Consider the following 17,644-nt stretch of genomic DNA (forward strand, 5'->3'; position numbering starts at 1 on the left):
TTGGAAGATCACCATTTTTATGTCACAAGGGATATTTAAGAAACGGCATTATAATTTATAAGATACTGAAAATATAATCCAGAATTTTTTTATTCTATCCATTACTTATTGCAATTACAAACCTATCTTAATCTACAAAAGTTGCTCTTTCTTGAATAAATTTAAAACGTTCATCTGCCTTAGTTCCCATTAATTTATGAATTGAATCTTTTGTTTTTTCAAAAGATTCTTGATCGCTACATAATTCCACACGGAGAAGAGTACGTTTTGTAGCATCCATCGCTGTCTCTTTCAATTGTGATGCTAACATTTCCCCTAATCCTTTAAAGCGATTGATTTCTATTTTCCCTCTTCCTTTTTCTCTAAAGTCTTTTAGAATTTCTTGTTTGTGTTCTTCATCACGTGCATATATTGATCTTGAGCCTTGGGTTATTCTAAAAAGAGGGGGGGAGACCAAAAAAAGATGTTTCTGTTCAATCAGCCCATACATTTCTTGGTAGAAAAAAGTTAGGAGAAGAGAGGCTATGTGGGCGCCATCAACATCAGCATCAGTCATAATAATCACTTTCTCGTATCGAAGATCTTCTTCTCGATATTGTGATCTTGTACGACATCCTAATGCTTGGATAAGATCTGATATTTGTTGACTAGTCCGAATCTTTTCTAATCCCGCACTTGCAACGTTCAGAATTTTGCCACGCAAGGGAAGTATTGCTTGGTTATTGCGATTCCTTGCTTGTTTTGCTGATCCCCCGGCTGAATCTCCTTCTACAATAAAGAGTTCTGTTCCTTTAGCCATATTTTGCGAACAATCCGCTAATTTGCCCGGAAGGCGGAGTTTCCGCATAGCTGTTTTGCGATTGACTTCTTTTTGTTTACGTCTCCTCAGACGTTCTTCAGAGCGTTCAATTACCCATTCTAATAATTTTGTCGTTTCAACTGGATTTTTAACCAAGTAATGATCAAAAGGGTCGCGCAGGGCGTTTTCTACAATACGCTGGGCATCAAATGATACTAACTTTGTTTTAGTTTGTCCTGCAAATTCAGGTTCAGGAATAAAGACAGATAAAATGCCGACAGCAGAAATCATGATGTCATCGCTTGTAATGAGAGCAGCTCTTTTATTCTGAGTGAGCTCGGCATATTTTCTTATTCCTCGGGTAAGGGCGACACGGAGTCCTGATTCGTGAGATCCCCCTTCGTCGGTAAGAATCGTATTGCAATAAGAGGTTATTTCAGGATCTTCTTCACACCAAGCAATTGCCCATTCTATAGATCCAGGATTGGATCCTTTTCTTTCTGTTTTTCCAGTAAAAATTTCAGATGAAATTAGAGAGCGATTTTTTAATCTTGTCTGTAGGTATGTTTTTAAGCCACCAGGGAAATAAAATTCTGTTTTTTCTGGAATATTGTATTTTTCTGCAATTTGTTTGTCGCAAGACCAATATGTTTTGACACGTCCAGATAAATAAGCCTTGGATTTTGTTATTTTCACAAGACGGCTAGCGTTAAAACTAGCATTTTCTCCAAAAATTTTTGGATCAGGGCGAAATTTTATGCTAGTGCCTCGTTTATTGCGTACTTTCCCAATTTTCTCTAGAGGACCTAAAGGAATGCCTCGAGAAAATCTTTGTGAAAATACGGTATTCTGTCTCATGACAGTTACCTCTAATTCATCTGATAAGGCATTGACTACTGATATTCCTACACCATGTAATCCACCTGATATTTCATAGGTAGAGCTATCAAATTTTCCTCCAGCGTGCAATTTTGTCATGATAATTTCAAGGGTTGATTTATCTGGAAATTTTGGATGATTATCTACAGGAATACCGCGACCATTATCGACGACGGTCAAAAAGCCGTTATTATCTAGTGATACTTCGATAAGATCAGCGTGACCAGCAATGACTTCATCCATTGCATTATCAATAACTTCGGAAAAAAGATGATGTAACGCCTTTTCATCTGTCCCGCCAATATACATTCCCGGTCTCATGCGTACCGGCTCTAATCCTTCTAAAATACGAATTGAAGAAGCGTCATAGTTGTCGGAGACAGTATGATTTTTATGTATATTGGTGCTATCTAATTTATCCGAATCTTCGAACTTTTTAGATGACTCTTTATTTTGAGGTGGTAACGTCGAGAAAAGATCAATACTATCGTCCATCATATCATTTCAGCGTGATCATTGAGGTTATTAATCATAGTGTTTTTTTAAACACTGATTATTGATAACTAAGGAAATAAAAAATTTATATCATCAGTGTATATCATAAATATTTTACAATAACAGTGCAAAATATCTCAATTTTTGGTAAAATAAATGTTAATGTTATAAATTTGGAATGAAAGATTGTTCGTGAATGGTTTTGTGATATGTAAAAATCTCTCCTTAGAACGTGAAAGTTTTATAACTTAAATACGTTTTTTCTATTGGAGAATTGATGTTGGATAGACAAGTTAATTTGTTGAGTATAACAATCGTAAGAATCCGTTTAAAATAAGATGAATTGATGAGCGTAGGATACATTAAGTTACTCCTCATCTTTAAACATAAAATATCATAATAAAAAATATTGTGTATGTTATGGAAAAACAATCGAACTATCCATAGTATGAAGTAGAAACATCGTAGTAAATAAATTTTTGTGAAACAAACGCTATGTGTATTAATCAAGCAAAAGTATTATTCTGCAAATATTTTTATATTCAATAGGGTGAATTGTGAATTCAGGATTATTTATAAGCTTTGAAGGAATTGAAGGGGTAGGGAAAACAACGCATATTTCGCACCTAGCAGGATTTCTGAAAAAAAATAATTATGATGTGCAGATTACGCGTGAACCGGGAGGAACTCCTGTAGCAGAGGCTGCTCGGCATGTGTTGTTGACGGGTGGGGTTGATGAATTTGGTGCTTATGCGGAATCTATTTTATTTTCTTCTATCCGTTTGGATCATGTAGAAAATGTTATTCGCCCCGCATTGATAGAAGGTAAAATTTTGCTTTGTGATCGTTTTTTAGATTCGTCCTATGCTTATCAAGGTGAGAAAGATGATTTTAAGAAAACTTTTTTAGATTCTCTGCAACAAGTCTCTACTCAAGGTATCGTTCCAGATTGTACAATTATTTTAGATCTTCCTGTAGATGTCGGGCTACAACGTATTCGGCATCGATATTCTTTGAAAAAAAATTCAAGTTTAGATTATTTCGAACGAAAAGATTGGATTGTTCATGAAAAAAGGCGTAGGATATTTTTAGATATTGCACGCGATCAACCAGAGCGTTGTCGTATTGTTGATGCGACCCATCCTTTTCAAGATGTTGCGGCTCATATTTTGAATATTGTTTGGGAATTGATGCAGAAACGTTCTTTCCCTCGCCCTCCAAAGGGAGATAGAAGTCGATGATAGATGGTATACTTGATCCCATCTACAATAGGAAGTTGTTTGGTCATGAAGAAATAGAAGAATTCTTGTCACAGTATTATTCTTCTGGCAAGATGCACCATGCCTTTCTTTTTGAAGGAGAAGAAGGAATTGGTAAGGCTACTTTAGGATTTCATTATGCGCGTCATGTTTTGCAAAATCCTGACTTTAGAAATGCTCCTTCTCAGATGTGTAGCCCCGATCCCAATTCACCCTTTGTTAAACAGATGGCTTCTCGCGCATTGCATAATTTTTTGTATTTATCATATCCATTAAATGTAAAGACGGGAAAATTACGTACAGTTATTACTGTTGATGAAATTCGGCGTATTCGGCATTTTTTATCTCTTACCGCCGATAAAGGCTATTGGCGCGTTATTATAATTGATCCTGTGGATGGAATGAACAATAATGCTGCCAATGCCCTGCTAAAATCTTTGGAAGAACCTCCTAAAAAAGTTGTTTTTATCCTTATATCACATGCTTCTCGCGTTATTTTACCAACAATACGCTCACGTTGTTTGTCGGTAAAGTTTAAGACTCTTTCTGAAAAAAATTTGTATAAAGCTCTTGAGAACTTAAAGATTGTAGATCTACACTCAAAAATAGATCTTATAAACATTGCATCTTATGGTAGTGTTTCTAGGGCAATAAAGATTTTAAACTATGGTTGTGATAAAATCATTGCTTCTTACATTGATCTAATGCATGCGCAAGAGGAAAAGTCTTTGTTGTACAAAATGCAACAAATTTCTGATGAATTGTCGCCTCAAGATAAAAAGATAGCTTTTGATTTTTTTGTAGAATTTATTATGAAAGAGATGTTTAAAGGAGCTAAGGAAGCGGCTTTATCCGGTAAACTTGAAGAGGCAGATCAAATTGTGCAAATTTATTCTTCTGTTAAGAAAAAAGTTGATTCTTTTTATATTTATAATTTAGATCGTAGACAGATTATTTTCTATCTCCTTGAAAAAGCAAGGGATTGTAATATTATATATGAGCGTATTTTTTATGCTATTTGAGTAATATGCTATTTTATGTTAGCTTAGGTTTTTAAAGATGGTGTAGTTCAATTAGGGGTATAAAAGTTGACAAAAGGGCGTGAAAAATTTTATATCAGTACAGCTATTGCCTATCCAAATGCTAAACCACATATTGGACACGCTTATGAAATGATTATAGCAGATGTTTTGGCACGTTTTCATCGTTTAGATGGTTTAGATGTCTTGTTTACGACAGGAACCGATGAATATGGACAAAAAATTGCCAAATCAGCGCAAAATGCTGGTATAGAAACAAAAATTTTTGTTGATCAAAATAGTGCTGATTTTCGCCAAATGGCTGATGTTTTCGGTATTTCGTACGATGATTTTATTCGCACAACGGAAAAGCGTCATCATGATACTTGCAGGATATTATGGCAAAAAATATTAGATAAAGGAGATATATATAAGGGGTTTTATTCAGGATGGTATTCGTTGCGTGATGAGATGTATTGTGGCGATGATGAAGTTTATAAAGGAGAAGATGGTCAGCACTATAATGCTCAGAAAAATCCTGTTCAATGGATGGAAGAAGAGGGTTATTTTTTCCGTTTATCTGCTTATCAGGACAAGTTGCTTGCTTATTATGATTCTCATCCAGAATTTATTTTACCCTTAGAAAGACGCAATGAGATTGTTTCCTTCGTAAAATCAGGGCTTAAAGACCTTTCTATTTCTCGAAAAACTTTTGATTGGGGAATAAAAATTCCTAACGATCCTCAGTACATTATGTATGTTTGGATTGATGCTTTGACTAATTATCTGACGGCAACGGGGCTTTTGCCTCATCCAAATGGAGAAAAGGCAAAGTTTTGGCCTGCTGATTTGCATGTTATAGGAAAGGATATTGTGCGATTTCATGCAGTTTATTGGCCTGCTTTTCTATTGTCTGCAAATTTACCTCTGCCAAAAACAATTTTTTCACATGGGTTTATTCTCAACAAGGGAGAAAAGATATCGAAATCATTAGGTAATGTGATTGATCCTATGGAAGTAATAAAGGAAATAGGAGTTGATGCCTTACGTTACTTTCTCATACGGGACATTGCTTGTGGAAAAGATGGTTTCTATGATATCAATACTGTAAAAAACCGTGTTAATGCTGATCTTGCTAATGGTATCGGTAATTTGGTTAGTCGTTCCATTTCTATGATTGTGAAAAACTATGGCGGAGTCATGCCAAATCCTGGTGTATTTGTTGAGTTTGATAAAGAGATTTTATATGCTTGTTCCCAAAATATTCAGGAGATTCGTGAACATATGGACGGTCAATTAATTCATAGAGCAGTGGCGCAAGTCATATCTATTGTATCGGAAGTAGATCGGTATTTTGCAACACAGAAGCCATGGGATTTGGTGAAAACAGATCGTGATCGTGCAGCTACTGTTTTATATGTTACAGTAGATGTCGTGCGCCAACTAGCTATTCTGTTGCAACCTTTTGTTCCTGGTATGGCAAATAAGATTTTTGATATTTTGTCTATTGCGGATGAAAATCGTTCTTTTGCGCATTTAGATCAAAGATTAAAGGTAGGATTGGTGATAGATAAAGACTTTATGCCACTCTTCCCTCGTTTCTTGTAGTGGTTTCATGATGTTGATAGATACACATTGCCATTTGGCTTTGCCTGACTTTGATGGAGATCGTCATGATGTTATCATGCGATCTCATAAGGCAGGTGTTCTGAAAATGATTGCTATTGCGATCAAGGTAAAGGATTTTGTCCCTCTAATTACGCTGTGTCAAGATTACCCTTCTTCGGTTTTTTGTTCAATCGGAACTCATCCGTGTCATGCTCATGAAGAGCTTGAGGTATTGGTTGATGAATTAGTATGTTTGGCTTCGCATCCGAGGGTCGTTGCTATTGGTGAGACGGGTCTAGATCGTTATCATAACGCTGATACAATAGAAGATCAGAAAACCGTTTTTTTGCGTCATATAGAAGCGGCTCGTATAACGGGTATTCCCTTAGTAATACATAGCCGTTCTGCAGATGAAGATATGATTGCCTTGTTACAAGAACAAATAAAAAAAGGACCTTTTTCCTTTGTTATTCACTGTTTTTCATCTAGTCAGAAATTAGCAGATATTTGTTTGGAATTAGGAGGATATATATCTTTTTCAGGTATGATCACCTTTCCTAAGTATGATGGTTTGAGGGTTATTGCACAAAGCATTCCAATGGATCGATTGCTTGTTGAAACAGATTCCCCTTATATTGTTCCTGTTCCGTGTTCGGGAAGGCGTAATGAGCCGTCTTATGTTGTTAATACGGCTAAGGTTCTTGCTAGGGAGAAGGGTATTTCTTACGAAGAGTTAATGGAAAAAACAACTGAGAATGCTTTTAGGTTGTTTTCAAAAATGTCTAAGTGTGTTTTTTGATGAAAGATTTTTATTATTTTACTATTTTAGGATGCTCTGCTTCGCCAGGTGTTCCTCGCATTACGGGTGATTGGGGTCTTTGTGATCCTAAAAATCCTAAAAATCGTCGTACTCGTTCATCTTTAAAGGTTTCTAGAGTGTCGGAACGAGGTGGTGATACAACTGTAATCATTGATACTGGGCCTGATTTTTATATGCAGATGTTGCGGGAAAAGGTTCTTTCTATTGATGCAGTGTTATATACTCATGAACACGCAGATCATGTCCACGGAATAGACGGACTCAGGGGATATTTTCTTCAGCAGAAACATCCTATAGATGTTTATGCTGCTCCGGATTGTATGGAAAACCTCGTTAATTCTTTTGGATATTGTTTTAAGGCTCCTGAAGGGAGTTCTTATTTACCTATTGCTAATCCTCGCATTATAGAAAAGGATGTTCCTATAAGTGTAAAAGGTGCTGGGGGAGTCATTGAGGCTATTCCTATATTGCAACGACATGGAAAGATTTCTTCGTTAGGTTTTCGTTTTAGTAATGTTGCTTATTGTACGGATGTCAATTCATTTCCAGATGAAAGCTTGGAGAAATTGCAAAACTTAGACTTTTTAATTATTGATGCTCTCAGAAATGGTTTGCATGGTAGTCATTTTTCTTTATCCGAGTCCTTGAAAAAAATTGATCTTATTAATCCTAAGAATGCCATTTTAACGCATATGCATGTTGATTTAGATTATGATAAGGTATTCAGAAGTACTCCTTCGCGTGTTGTTCCTGCTTTTGATGGTATGCATTTTAAATCTCTTATATAGATTACATATTTTTTTGCTGTATATGAAAGAAATTCATTTAAAGAACACAATCAATAATCAAAAATAAAATTTATTAAAAAGAAGATCAATCATAGGGTATGAAAATAAAATATTATTGAGAAGATCTATAGAATGACTATATTCTTATCTTAATCTTATATTTTTTTGTGTTGCTAAGGTATGTGATTCATAATATCAATTGTATTTATCAATTAATGCTTGCTATTGAATATTCAATCTATCTTTTATAATCAAAGTATACTCAAATCTTTATTTGTTAAATTTTGCTTTACATTTTTTCAATATTCTATTGTCTATTTTATAGTTTGCTATACCTTTGATATCAACTTTTTTCGAGATATCTGATTTGATTAAGTCATCCATTTCTATGCCAAGTAGTAAGAATGATGTTTTATTTTACTCCAAAGGAAAAAATGGACTCATTGGAAGAATGGGACAAGGTAGTGACCATAGAAGAAACGTATTAGCCAGATTTACCATAGAATAATAACTGTCCAATCATTGATCTTGTCAAAGTAAAACTAGTATATATCTGATGCAGAAGCAATCGATTGAATATGATAAGACGAAGCTTGAGTTGGCACGGGGCTCTACTCAGCTAGATCTTGCAGATATCAAATACGCAATTGAAGAGCTTAAAGTTGATCAGCCAATCAGATTAGCAAGAATAAAAGCTCAAAAGTTCAAGAGTGGTATCAAATGGATTGATGGCTTTAATGCCTTAATCCGTCCTCTCACAACCTTTTTTTGGATCATTATTTATCCGTTATTGGTCTGGGGGATTGTGTGTGTAAAAGAGGGCGTCTTTGATAGAAGCCCCCTTTCGATCTTAAGCCCATTTGAACAAGATATTATCGCTTGTATCCTTGGTTTTTGGTACACTGATAAAATCGTTCAGAAGAAGCGGAGTTAGTTAGAGTTATTCACTTGTTGTATTCCAGCTATTTCAGATGATTTATCATCATTTTCTGCGTTAGGTGCTTCAGTTGGTTTATCTTCTTTAGTTTCGGTAACTTCTTTATCTTTTTGATCTTCTTTATTTGGTGTAGCTACTTCTTTAGCTAATTTAGCTACTTTATCTGCCGATTCTTTTGCTTTAGGTTTCGTATTATTACAACCACCTAAGGAAACGGCTGTTGATAGAATTGCAACTGTAGAAATTAAACTTAGCTTTTTCATATTCATGTTGTCCTCCATATATACGCAACATCACCGTTCGTATTTTAATTTTATTTAATGCAAATTAATATCAACTAACACCTATAAATTGCGTGATTCAATATCATGATACAACTTTTAATTGATTTAATAAAAAGATTTGAAGGGCTTCGCCAACAGCCTACCGTTGTCCTGCTGGTATTTGGACTATCGGTTATGGCCATACTGGAAATGATGTTTTTGAGGACTTGGCCATAACTGAACAACAAGCAGATGATCTTCTTAAACGGGATATTTCGAAGTGCTTAAGCCAAGTATTTACCGTTTCCCCGATTCTTATTCATGCTGGCGAAAACCGTATATCGGCTATCGGGGATTTTGTTTTTAATCTTGGAATTGGAAGATATCGGGCAAGCACTTTAAGGAAATGTGTAGATGCTGAAGATTGGAAGAGTGCATCTCATGAATGCAAAAGATGGGTTTTTGCTGGTGGAAAGAAGTTGAAAGGTCTTGTGGCTCGAAGAGAGATTGAGGCAGAGTTATTGTTGGAAAATTAGCGATAATCTGATAGTCAAAAGATGCGGGGTTGGTATAAAGAAAACATAGTAGAATCAACACCCTATAGATTCAGGGTTAGAGTGAATTAAGTAACTGATTTTACTATGTTATTTTCTTTTCAAGTAATATATCGCAGTTCTGTAGATACTGGAACTATTTATTATCAGCGTATTTGTGTTTTTAAACAACGATCGAGTGATTCACTGATTAATCTTTCTAAATGATCCTCGTCAATTGTCATTTTATCCTCTAAAAATGGTAAGGGTATTTCAGAGATTTCGTCAATTTCTTCTTTTAATATATTGTCCATTTTATAGTCCGGCTAGATTATTTTTTAATTAAATTTATTTTTTGAAAAAAATTGTATTAAGTAAAGTCCACTTTTTAACAAGCGATTGCGATCTCATTTTAAGATAATGAATGGGATCACAAAAATAGGTGAACAGTAATCTATCACGTCTTTAAAACTAGTAGATAAAAGTTACTATAATCTTAACCACAGCATGATGCATATTTATCATTTTAATTACTATATGGTATGACAATACTATTATTGTAAAATTTTATTTTGAATATTATTTTTTAAAAAATAATTATATTTTATTATAATATTAAAATATACTATTATATAAATTAATATTATAATATATATATATTAAAATTAAATAGTTATATATAATTAAATTTATATATAGATAAATTTAATTATTATATACAATTAAATTTATTGCTTATACTTATAAATTATCATTCTATTCACTGTACCATTATCCATAACAATTGGATATGGAGTGGATTAAGATGTATTGCATAAAAATAAGGAATTTTTTTCAGAATAAGAGGGGTATTATAACGATAACAAGTGCAATTATCTTTCCTCTTATTATTATTTTGATGGCAATTGTATTTGAAATGTCAAATATATATTTGGAGAAAGAAAGATTACAAGCTGTCATAGATCGCGCTCTTTTAGATACAGTGACAATGATAAAGCTTAAAAATATAGAAGATGTGGTTAAGAATGTAGGCCCAGTCAATACTATTTGGACAAAGAATCTCAAGTACGAATTAGAACATAGTGACTTTTCTTCCGATGTGCAAAATGTGATAGACGATACATCTATGAAATTGGAGTCAGATTCTAACTTTAAAACCCTTTCTATTACGGCAATATCTCAATATAAAATGCCATTTAAAATTTGTAATATTCATTTATTGTGTCCGAAGAATAAATATGTGACAGTACCGGTATTGAGTTCTATGAAAATTGGACGTAATGAAGGTTCTGATATTGATCTGATGATCGTTTTAGATGTTTCTAGCTCAATGGATGACAATTTTATGAAACCCGAAGAGGCACCATGTAGTAGATTAGAGGTGGCAAAAAAATCTATCCGTAAAATGTTGGAGGATTTTAGAAAGGTGCCGAATTATGCTAATGTTTTTCGAACTGGATCTGTTGGATTTAATGATATGGTTCAATTCCCAATGCCTTTAAAAAGAGGTCTAAAACGTATTTATAATGATATAAAGAAATATCGAGCTTTTGGATCCACAAATTCATATGTAGGAATGAAATATGCTTGGGAACAACTATACGGAAATCCGCAGGATACTAAAGATCGTAAAAAAATTGTCATATTTTTAACAGATGGGGAGAATATGATCATTAATGCTACTAGAAAAACCATTGAATTGTGCAATGATATGAAAAAAAAGAAGGCCGTCATTTATTCAATCGCCCTTGCAGTAGATAACAAAGAGGTGCTTCAGGGTTGTTCTAGTTCAGGTAATGTGTATGCTGCGGATGATGCACAAAGTCTGGTGCAGGCATATAGTTTAATTGGAAAAGATGTTATGAAGGATGAATATATAAAATATGTTCGATAAGAGGAAGTAAGATCTTGTTTTTTAATTTTACAGACATCAATTGCTTATTATATGTATTTTAGGATTCATATAGGCTATTATTTTTTTTTGACAGTTGAGAAATGAATTACTGCATGATCAGATAAACGATTCAGATATTAGATTATTTTTTAGATAGTTGTTGTCATAAAAAAGTTCTTGTCTTTAAATATTGAAAAATATTCAGAAAAATAGGAGAAAAACAACGGCCTGCGAATGCAAGTATAATGTATTGAAGTAATTAATTTTTTTCCGCGCGAATATTGTATTGGATTTTTTATTATAATTGATCAATTTTATTTGCTAATATTTATCTTATGCTAATATAATACGAATTATTGTAGAGGTAATAAGAATTAGTAATTGCGTTAGGTGAAAAACTGTTGGCTAGATTTTCTTTTTCTTTTTTTTGGAGGATGGGTATCATTTCTATCACTTCTTTAGGGATGAGTTCCTGTTTTTTTTCGTCGGATAGTATAAAAAATAACTATGAATATTTTCCTGAGAGTAAATATGGCGTAAGTGCGAGTGATCGTATTGTTTTTGGAAAACGTGTTCCTAGAGGAGGAGGGCGTTATCTTTTAGGTAAGCCCTATCAGATTAAAGGGAGGCAGTATATTCCTAGACAATATATTTCGTATGCTGCAATTGGTATGGCTTCTTGGTATGGCAAAGCGTTTCATGGACGTTTGACTGCTAATGGTGAAATTTATGGAACTGAATATATTACTGCGGCTCATCCAACTCTGCCCTTACCTAGTTACGTACGTGTAACTAATCTAGAAAATGGGATATCTCTTGTTGTTCGGGTGAATGATAGAGGTCCATATCATGATAACCGTCTTATAGATCTATCTAATGCAGCGGCAAAAATTCTTCATATTGAGGAAAGAGGGATAGCAAAAGTACACGTGCAATATCTTGGAATGGCATCTTTAAGTGGCACAGATCAAGGATATCTCAAGTCTATGATAGGATCTTATACACAAAAAATGAGTTTGCCTTTAGGGTGTCAGTATGTTGAAGAAATTGTTAAGATTCCTTATTTATTAACACGTCGTCAAACTGTTTCGTTGAGTAACTGTGATGATAATAGTTTGCGAAGGCAGAATGATATATCTTTGGGGAAAAAAACAGCTATTCCTATTCCTACCGAGAATTTTCAGTCTAAAAAATCAAGAATAAATCCATCTCCATCTCGAAGTTCATCTTCGCATCGAGTTCCAATTCCATCTCCATCTCCATCTCCATCTCCATCTCCACCACCTCCATCTCGATCTTCATCTTTAAAGCCATTTTCATCTCCAGTTCCAATTCCATCGCAATTATAATAAGGAGATGTAGAAGTTCTAAGGTTAAAGGATTGGTGGTTGGTTGCAAGGATGAGGAGCCAGATTCATGGCTAGATTATTCTGCGACAGAAAACTTTATATAGGGAGAGCTGCTAATTTAGGCATAAATTTCTTGTGTATGGATTTGAAACCACCCTATGCTATAAGGGTGAATCATTGCATTGCTATAAAATAGCAAAAAAAGATATTGTATTTTATTACAATGAAGTAAACGATTTTTTGATCAGAGATAGGCAAAATATTTATCTGATTAAATTGTCGAGGCTTTTTTTTAAAGCTTAGTGATTTATTAAACAAACAGCGATAATAGATTCCTTGAAAAAGAATTATTTTTCAGGTTCTAATTCGTTGTTGTGTTCTTCCTAAGATTGGTTAGGAAGATTTTTTTATATTCTGGATCATTTTTTTCCTCTAAATCGCTTTCGCATGATTCACGTTGAATTTCATTCTTAAGATAAGCAAGGTCTATAAAGTGATCTGCTTGACGGCGTAATTGATCAGAGACCATTGAAGGATTTGATAGTACTGTTGAAACAATAGTAACTTTTTTTGACTTTCTTTGAAGGGCTTCTACTAAGGTTGCAAAATCTCCATCTCCTGAAAATATCACGAGATGATCAATACCTTCGGATTGTTCGAAAGCATCCACAGCTAATTCTACATCCATGCTTGCCTTTATCTTTTTACGTCCACAGCTTTCTGTAAACTCTTTGGCTACTTTTGAAACCACTTTGAATCCATTGTAGTGCAACCAGTCAAGTAAAGGATGTAATGGTGAATACTGCTGATCTGAATCTCCAAGAACAGTAGTATAGTAGTAAGCTCTTAATACTCTAGCACGTGCCTTAAATGCTTTGAGAAGTTTTCTATAATCAATATCAAATCCTAGTGCTTTAGAAGCAGCATAAAGATTGGCGCCGTCAATAAAAAGAGCAATTTTTTCACGAGGATCAAACATTTTAAACTATTTACCTATTTTTAATCGTTTACTTATGTGTTGGTTGAATATAATTGTAGTATTGTATTAAAACCAAAAATAATGGTCTTTAATAAATATTTATCTGCATAAAAACATTTTTATTCGCCTTAAAATAGTATTCATTCAAATTGTTTATTAAAAATATTAGCATGATGCAAGAGATATACGCAACATTTTCCCATTAAAAACTTGAAATAAGCATTATTTTATTGTACTAAACTGATAAGTGTATTTTTTTTTTTTTTTTTTTTTTTTTTGAGGTTTTAATCGTGAGGATTACTGTAGAAGATTGTATTGATAAAGTGGAGAATAGATTCGAGCTTGTTCTTCTGGCGAGCTATCGTGCAAGGCATATATCTCAGGGATCTCCTCCAACAGTTGAAGTTGGTAATGATAAGAATACGGTCATTTCTTTGCGAGAGATTGCAAGTGGTGCCTTGTCTCCAGATGATCTTGAAGAAGACTTTATTCATTCTCTTCAGAGGCATGTTGAGGTTGATGAGCCTGACACTCCTGTTGAGGATTCTGATCTCAATCGTGATTTCCCATGGAATAAGCCCGAGTCTTTGTCTTTTAGACAAATGTCAGAAGGGGATCTTTTGGAAGGAATTGATAATATTGTTGTTCCAGACAAAAGGGATGATACCTGATATCTTTTACATTTTTTAGGATTTGTTAGCATATCTAAGCATATTTTTTAATCTTCAGTATGATTTTGCTTGAACGTGTATTTTTTGCATTGGCTTTTTTATGTAAAGCTTGATCTTGTGTTTTAGAAGTCAAAGTTGATAGAGCTCTGTGTATTTTGACTGAACACTGATTTGATCTCAGTCAGCTTATTAGGTGATTTGGTTCATATGCAAGAGAGCGCTTGTCGGGCGTGTGGTTTTTTTGATTTAATTTATTTAGATCGTTGGCTATGTAGCGGTTAATAATTTTTTTTGGGGAATGTTTTTTTATTTCTCCTATCTTGTTTTCGTAATGGTTTTTTTTTCTGTATATTACGTTATATGGGTATTTTTCTTTGATCTTTTTTTGCTTTAAGAGAGTTCTGCTATTGGAGAAAAAAATCAGTATGATTATAGGTATAGGTAGTGATATTGTTAATATTGAGCGTATTCAGAGATTATTGCAGAATTTTAATAAAAAGTTTGAATTACGCTGTTTTTCTTCTTCGGAACAAGATGACTGCAATTTTTCTTCCCATCGTGCTAGTTCGTATGCAAAGCGTTTTGCATCTAAAGAAGCATTTTCTAAAGCTTTAGGTACTGGAATAGCTCGTGGTATTTCTTGGAAAGATATAGTCGTTTCTAATTTGCCTGGAGGCAAGCCATGTATTTCGGTATTAGGTTGTGCTTCTGATAATCTTTTTGCTCTGATTCCGATAGGATATGAACCGATTATTCATTTGACAATAAGTGATGATTTTCCTTTTGCTCAGGCATTTGTGGTTATAGAAGCTCGTTTGCGACTAAAATGATTTAAAGGGGATTTGTTATATTGTAATCTTGTATTTTAATACTAGAATGCACGCATTTGGAGAGTAAGTTGGATGTGGATAAAAAAGAAATGGCAAAGTAGCATACTCATCAATGATATGTTGAAATCAATTTTGCAAGCTTTATTGCTTGCTGTTTTATTTCGAACTTTTCTCATTCAGCCATCGGTTATTCCAAGTGGATCTATGATACCAACACTTTTGGTTGGGGATTATATTATCATTAATAAGTTTTCTTATGGTTATTCTAAATACTCTTTTCCTTTTTCGTTTAATTTGTTTAAGGGGCGTATTTTTGCTGGATCGCCTCAGCGAGGAGATGTTGTTGTTTTTCGTTTTACGAAAGATTCGGTTGATTATGTTAAAAGGGTAATTGGTCTTCCTGGAGATAGAATATCTCTTAAAAAGAGCGTAATATACATTAATGATGTTCCGGTAACGCGTCATTTAGAAGGGATGTTTTCTTATCACTATAAGGAAGATTGGGGTCATGATATTCCTCTTTTTAGAGAAGAGTTGAGTAATGGCATGTCTTATAAAGTTCTTTCGCAGAATTCTTTCGCACCGAGTAGTAATATCCCTGATTTTTTTGTTCCTAAGGGTCACTACTTTATGATGGGAGATAATCGTGACAAATCAAAGGATAGTCGTTGGATTGAGGTTGGTTTTGTTCCGGAAGAAAATTTAATTGGTCGGGCCAGTTTAGTTCTTTTTTCTATTGGAGATAATATTCCATTTAGTAAAATATGGCTTTGGATTCCCAATATACGTTGGAATAGATTGTGCAAAATTTTGTGAATTTATCATTAAAACTTTCAGCTTTAGAAAGACGAATAGGTTATACTTTTTCGAACAAGTATTTGTTGAAAAAGGCATTGACTCATTCAAGCATTTGTCATTCTCCGCAAGAAAATTATGAAAGATTAGAATTTCTTGGTGATCGCGTTCTTGGTATTTTAATATCAAAACTATTATTTGATTATTTTGATTCTGCTAAAGAAGGAGAGCTTTCTATTCGCTTTAATTCCCTTGTGAGTGCAGAAACTTGTTCTCAAGTTGCAAAGGAACTAGAGTTGGATTCTTTTATATATGTGAGTTCTGATCTGAGGATGGAGGTTTGTAAATTTGTAAAAGGCATTCAAGCTGATGTTGTAGAAAGTTTGATCGCTGCGTTGTATCTTGATGGTGGAATTGAATCTGCCAGTTCTTTTGTAACAAAATACTGGAAAAAGCGCGTTCTTAAAAATGGAGAATTTCGTCGTGATGCTAAGACTGAATTACAAGAGTGGGCACATGCAAAATTTAGAGTTACTCCAACATATAAAATTATGTTGCGTTCAGGACCAGATCATGATCCACGCTTCACAGTGATGGTTGATGTTTTGGGTCTTTATTCTGGCAAAGGAATCGATTGTTCAAAACGTTCTGCAGAACAAATGGCTGCTGCAGAAATTCTGAGGCGTGAGGGAATTTGGAGTTGATCAATATAGAATATGCATTATGAGTGAGATTGTTTTTTCTAATGAGCATAATGGTCTTGTTGAGTATAAAACTCGTTCGGGTTGCGTTGCATTAGTTGGAGCTACTAATGCTGGAAAATCTACACTTGTTAATAAATTTGTTGGGGCAAAAGTTTCCATTGTTACTCACAAAGTACAAACAACGCGTTCGATAGTGCGAGGTATTGTTTCAGAAAAAGATGTGCAAGTAGTGTTTTTGGATACTCCAGGGATTTTTAAAGCGAAAGATTCATATCATAAGATGATGATTCGTTTGTCTTGGAGTACTGTCAAACATGCGGATATTGTTTTTCTTGTTATAGATAGTAATCGTGGATTACAACCTGATGTACATGATATTTTAAAAGAAATTGGAAAACGTTCAGGTCGGTTGGTTTTGATTTTGAATAAGATCGATTGTGTTAAGCCAGAGCGCTTACTTGAACAAGCTGAAATAATAAATAAATTAGTGTGTGTAGAAAAAACTTTCATGGTATCTGCGCTAAAAGGCCATGGTTGTCAGGATGTTTTAAATTATTTATATTCTACATTACCTGTAGGTCCTTGGATTTATTCTCCAGATCAGGTTTCTGATCTTCCTATGTTTCATTTTGCTGCAGAAATTACGCGTGAGAAGTTGTTTTTACATCTTCATCAAGAAATACCGTATTCTTCTCATGTTAAAACTGAAAAGTGGGAAGAAAGAAAAGATGGTTCGCTGTTAATACGACAAGTAATTTATATAGAGCGTTCTAATCAGAAGAAGATTATTCTTGGTAAGAATGGACAAAATATCAAAATAATTTCTTTAGAAGCGAGAAGAGAGATAGCAGAAATACTAGAACAAGTTGTTCATCTGGTTATTTTTGTAAAAGTGCAAAAAAATTGGGGCAATGATCCAAAATATTTGTCACAGATAGGAATGGAATTATAAAGACGATATTTTATGGCGTCCCTTTATGAAAGTAGTTAAAATGTCATTAATAGAATAATAGCATTTTTCT

The 17,644-nt window shown here is 34.0% G+C and carries 17 protein-coding genes and 1 pseudogene; 15 read left to right on the forward strand and 3 right to left on the reverse strand.

What is annotated here, in order from left to right; all coding sequences use genetic code 11:
* Positions 1-127: 127 nt before the first annotated feature.
* On the reverse strand, positions 128-2,173 hold the full coding sequence (gene parE, locus CKC_RS02885) for a DNA topoisomerase IV subunit B (protein WP_013461995.1): 2,046 nt from the start codon (positions 2,171-2,173) through the stop codon (positions 128-130).
* A 557-nt stretch (positions 2,174-2,730) separates the two neighbouring features.
* Here parE and tmk point away from each other — a divergent pair.
* The 6 genes and pseudogenes from tmk to CKC_RS02915 all read left to right on the forward strand — a co-directional run.
* Positions 2,731-3,414 (forward strand): dTMP kinase, encoded by a 684-nt coding sequence (gene tmk, locus CKC_RS02890; protein WP_013461996.1) that lies wholly within the window; start codon positions 2,731-2,733, stop codon positions 3,412-3,414.
* On the forward strand, positions 3,411-4,454 hold the full coding sequence (locus CKC_RS02895) for a DNA polymerase III subunit delta' (RefSeq protein WP_013461997.1): 1,044 nt from the start codon (positions 3,411-3,413) through the stop codon (positions 4,452-4,454). The genes tmk and CKC_RS02895 overlap by 4 nt, the downstream gene beginning before the upstream one ends.
* Before the next feature lie 66 nt (positions 4,455-4,520).
* Positions 4,521-6,059, forward strand: a complete 1,539-nt coding sequence (gene metG, locus CKC_RS02900; protein WP_013461998.1) for a methionine--tRNA ligase — start codon at positions 4,521-4,523, stop codon at positions 6,057-6,059.
* A 10-nt stretch (positions 6,060-6,069) separates the two neighbouring features.
* Positions 6,070-6,858, forward strand: a complete 789-nt coding sequence (locus CKC_RS02905; protein WP_013461999.1) for a TatD family hydrolase — start codon at positions 6,070-6,072, stop codon at positions 6,856-6,858.
* On the forward strand, positions 6,858-7,667 hold the full coding sequence (locus CKC_RS02910) for an MBL fold metallo-hydrolase (protein WP_013462000.1): 810 nt from the start codon (positions 6,858-6,860) through the stop codon (positions 7,665-7,667). Before CKC_RS02905 ends, CKC_RS02910 begins: the two co-directional genes overlap by 1 nt.
* Positions 7,668-8,211: 544 nt before the next feature.
* Positions 8,212-8,601, forward strand: a pseudogene (locus CKC_RS02915) (hypothetical protein); the annotation flags it as partial.
* On the opposite strand, the gene CKC_RS02920 reads toward CKC_RS02915, so the two are convergent.
* Positions 8,598-8,873 carry a small effector proten gene (locus tag CKC_RS02920; RefSeq protein WP_013462002.1) on the reverse strand — a complete coding sequence of 92 codons (276 nt, stop codon included), beginning with the start codon at positions 8,871-8,873 and terminating at the stop codon, positions 8,598-8,600. The pseudogene CKC_RS02915 and the gene CKC_RS02920 sit on opposite strands and share 4 nt — an antisense overlap.
* Positions 8,874-8,972: 99 nt before the next feature.
* Between CKC_RS02920 and CKC_RS06395 the strand changes: the two genes are divergently transcribed.
* The 4 genes from CKC_RS06395 (at position 8,973) to CKC_RS06400 (ending at position 12,643) form a co-directional block, all read left to right on the forward strand.
* A complete protein-coding gene (locus CKC_RS06395; RefSeq protein ID WP_275450003.1) occupies positions 8,973-9,104 on the forward strand; it encodes a hypothetical protein in 132 nt (43 codons plus the stop codon).
* Positions 9,056-9,403 carry a lysozyme gene (locus CKC_RS02925; RefSeq protein WP_080550990.1) on the forward strand — a complete coding sequence of 116 codons (348 nt, stop codon included), beginning with the start codon at positions 9,056-9,058 and terminating at the stop codon, positions 9,401-9,403. Before CKC_RS06395 ends, CKC_RS02925 begins: the two co-directional genes overlap by 49 nt.
* Before the next feature lie 895 nt (positions 9,404-10,298).
* Complete coding sequence (locus tag CKC_RS02930) at positions 10,299-11,294, forward strand: vWA domain-containing protein (RefSeq protein WP_338028867.1); 996 nt, start codon at positions 10,299-10,301, stop codon at positions 11,292-11,294.
* Between the two features lie 401 nt (positions 11,295-11,695).
* Positions 11,696-12,643, forward strand: a complete 948-nt coding sequence (locus CKC_RS06400) for a septal ring lytic transglycosylase RlpA family protein (RefSeq protein WP_013462005.1) — start codon at positions 11,696-11,698, stop codon at positions 12,641-12,643.
* 361 nt (positions 12,644-13,004) lie between these two features.
* Here the strand turns inward: CKC_RS06400 and CKC_RS02940 are convergent, their stop codons facing one another.
* A complete protein-coding gene (locus CKC_RS02940) occupies positions 13,005-13,622 on the reverse strand; it encodes a LabA-like NYN domain-containing protein (RefSeq protein WP_013462006.1) in 618 nt (205 codons plus the stop codon).
* Positions 13,623-13,909: 287 nt separating this feature from the next.
* Between CKC_RS02940 and rpoZ the strand changes: the two genes are divergently transcribed.
* From rpoZ to era, 5 genes are all read left to right on the forward strand, one after another.
* Positions 13,910-14,293, forward strand: a complete 384-nt coding sequence (gene rpoZ / locus CKC_RS02945; protein WP_044054095.1) for a DNA-directed RNA polymerase subunit omega — start codon at positions 13,910-13,912, stop codon at positions 14,291-14,293.
* A gap of 425 nt (positions 14,294-14,718) precedes the next feature.
* Entirely contained in the window at positions 14,719-15,123 is a 405-nt protein-coding gene (gene acpS / locus CKC_RS02950; RefSeq protein WP_013462008.1) for a holo-ACP synthase, read from the forward strand.
* Positions 15,124-15,195: 72 nt separating this feature from the next.
* Entirely contained in the window at positions 15,196-15,939 is a 744-nt protein-coding gene (gene lepB, locus CKC_RS02955; RefSeq protein ID WP_013462009.1) for a signal peptidase I, read from the forward strand.
* Positions 15,924-16,622 carry a ribonuclease III gene (gene rnc / locus CKC_RS02960; protein WP_013462010.1) on the forward strand — a complete coding sequence of 233 codons (699 nt, stop codon included), beginning with the start codon at positions 15,924-15,926 and terminating at the stop codon, positions 16,620-16,622. Before lepB ends, rnc begins: the two co-directional genes overlap by 16 nt.
* Positions 16,623-16,641: 19 nt before the next feature.
* The gene (gene era / locus CKC_RS02965; RefSeq protein ID WP_013462011.1) at positions 16,642-17,574 is read left to right on the forward strand and encodes a GTPase Era; all 933 of its coding nucleotides are present in this window, start codon (positions 16,642-16,644) and stop codon (positions 17,572-17,574) included.
* The last annotated feature ends 70 nt before the right edge of the window (positions 17,575-17,644 follow it).

Origin of the sequence: Candidatus Liberibacter solanacearum CLso-ZC1, from assembly GCF_000183665.1 — a bacterium.
GTDB classification, from domain to species: domain Bacteria; phylum Pseudomonadota; class Alphaproteobacteria; order Rhizobiales; family Rhizobiaceae; genus Liberibacter; species Liberibacter solanacearum.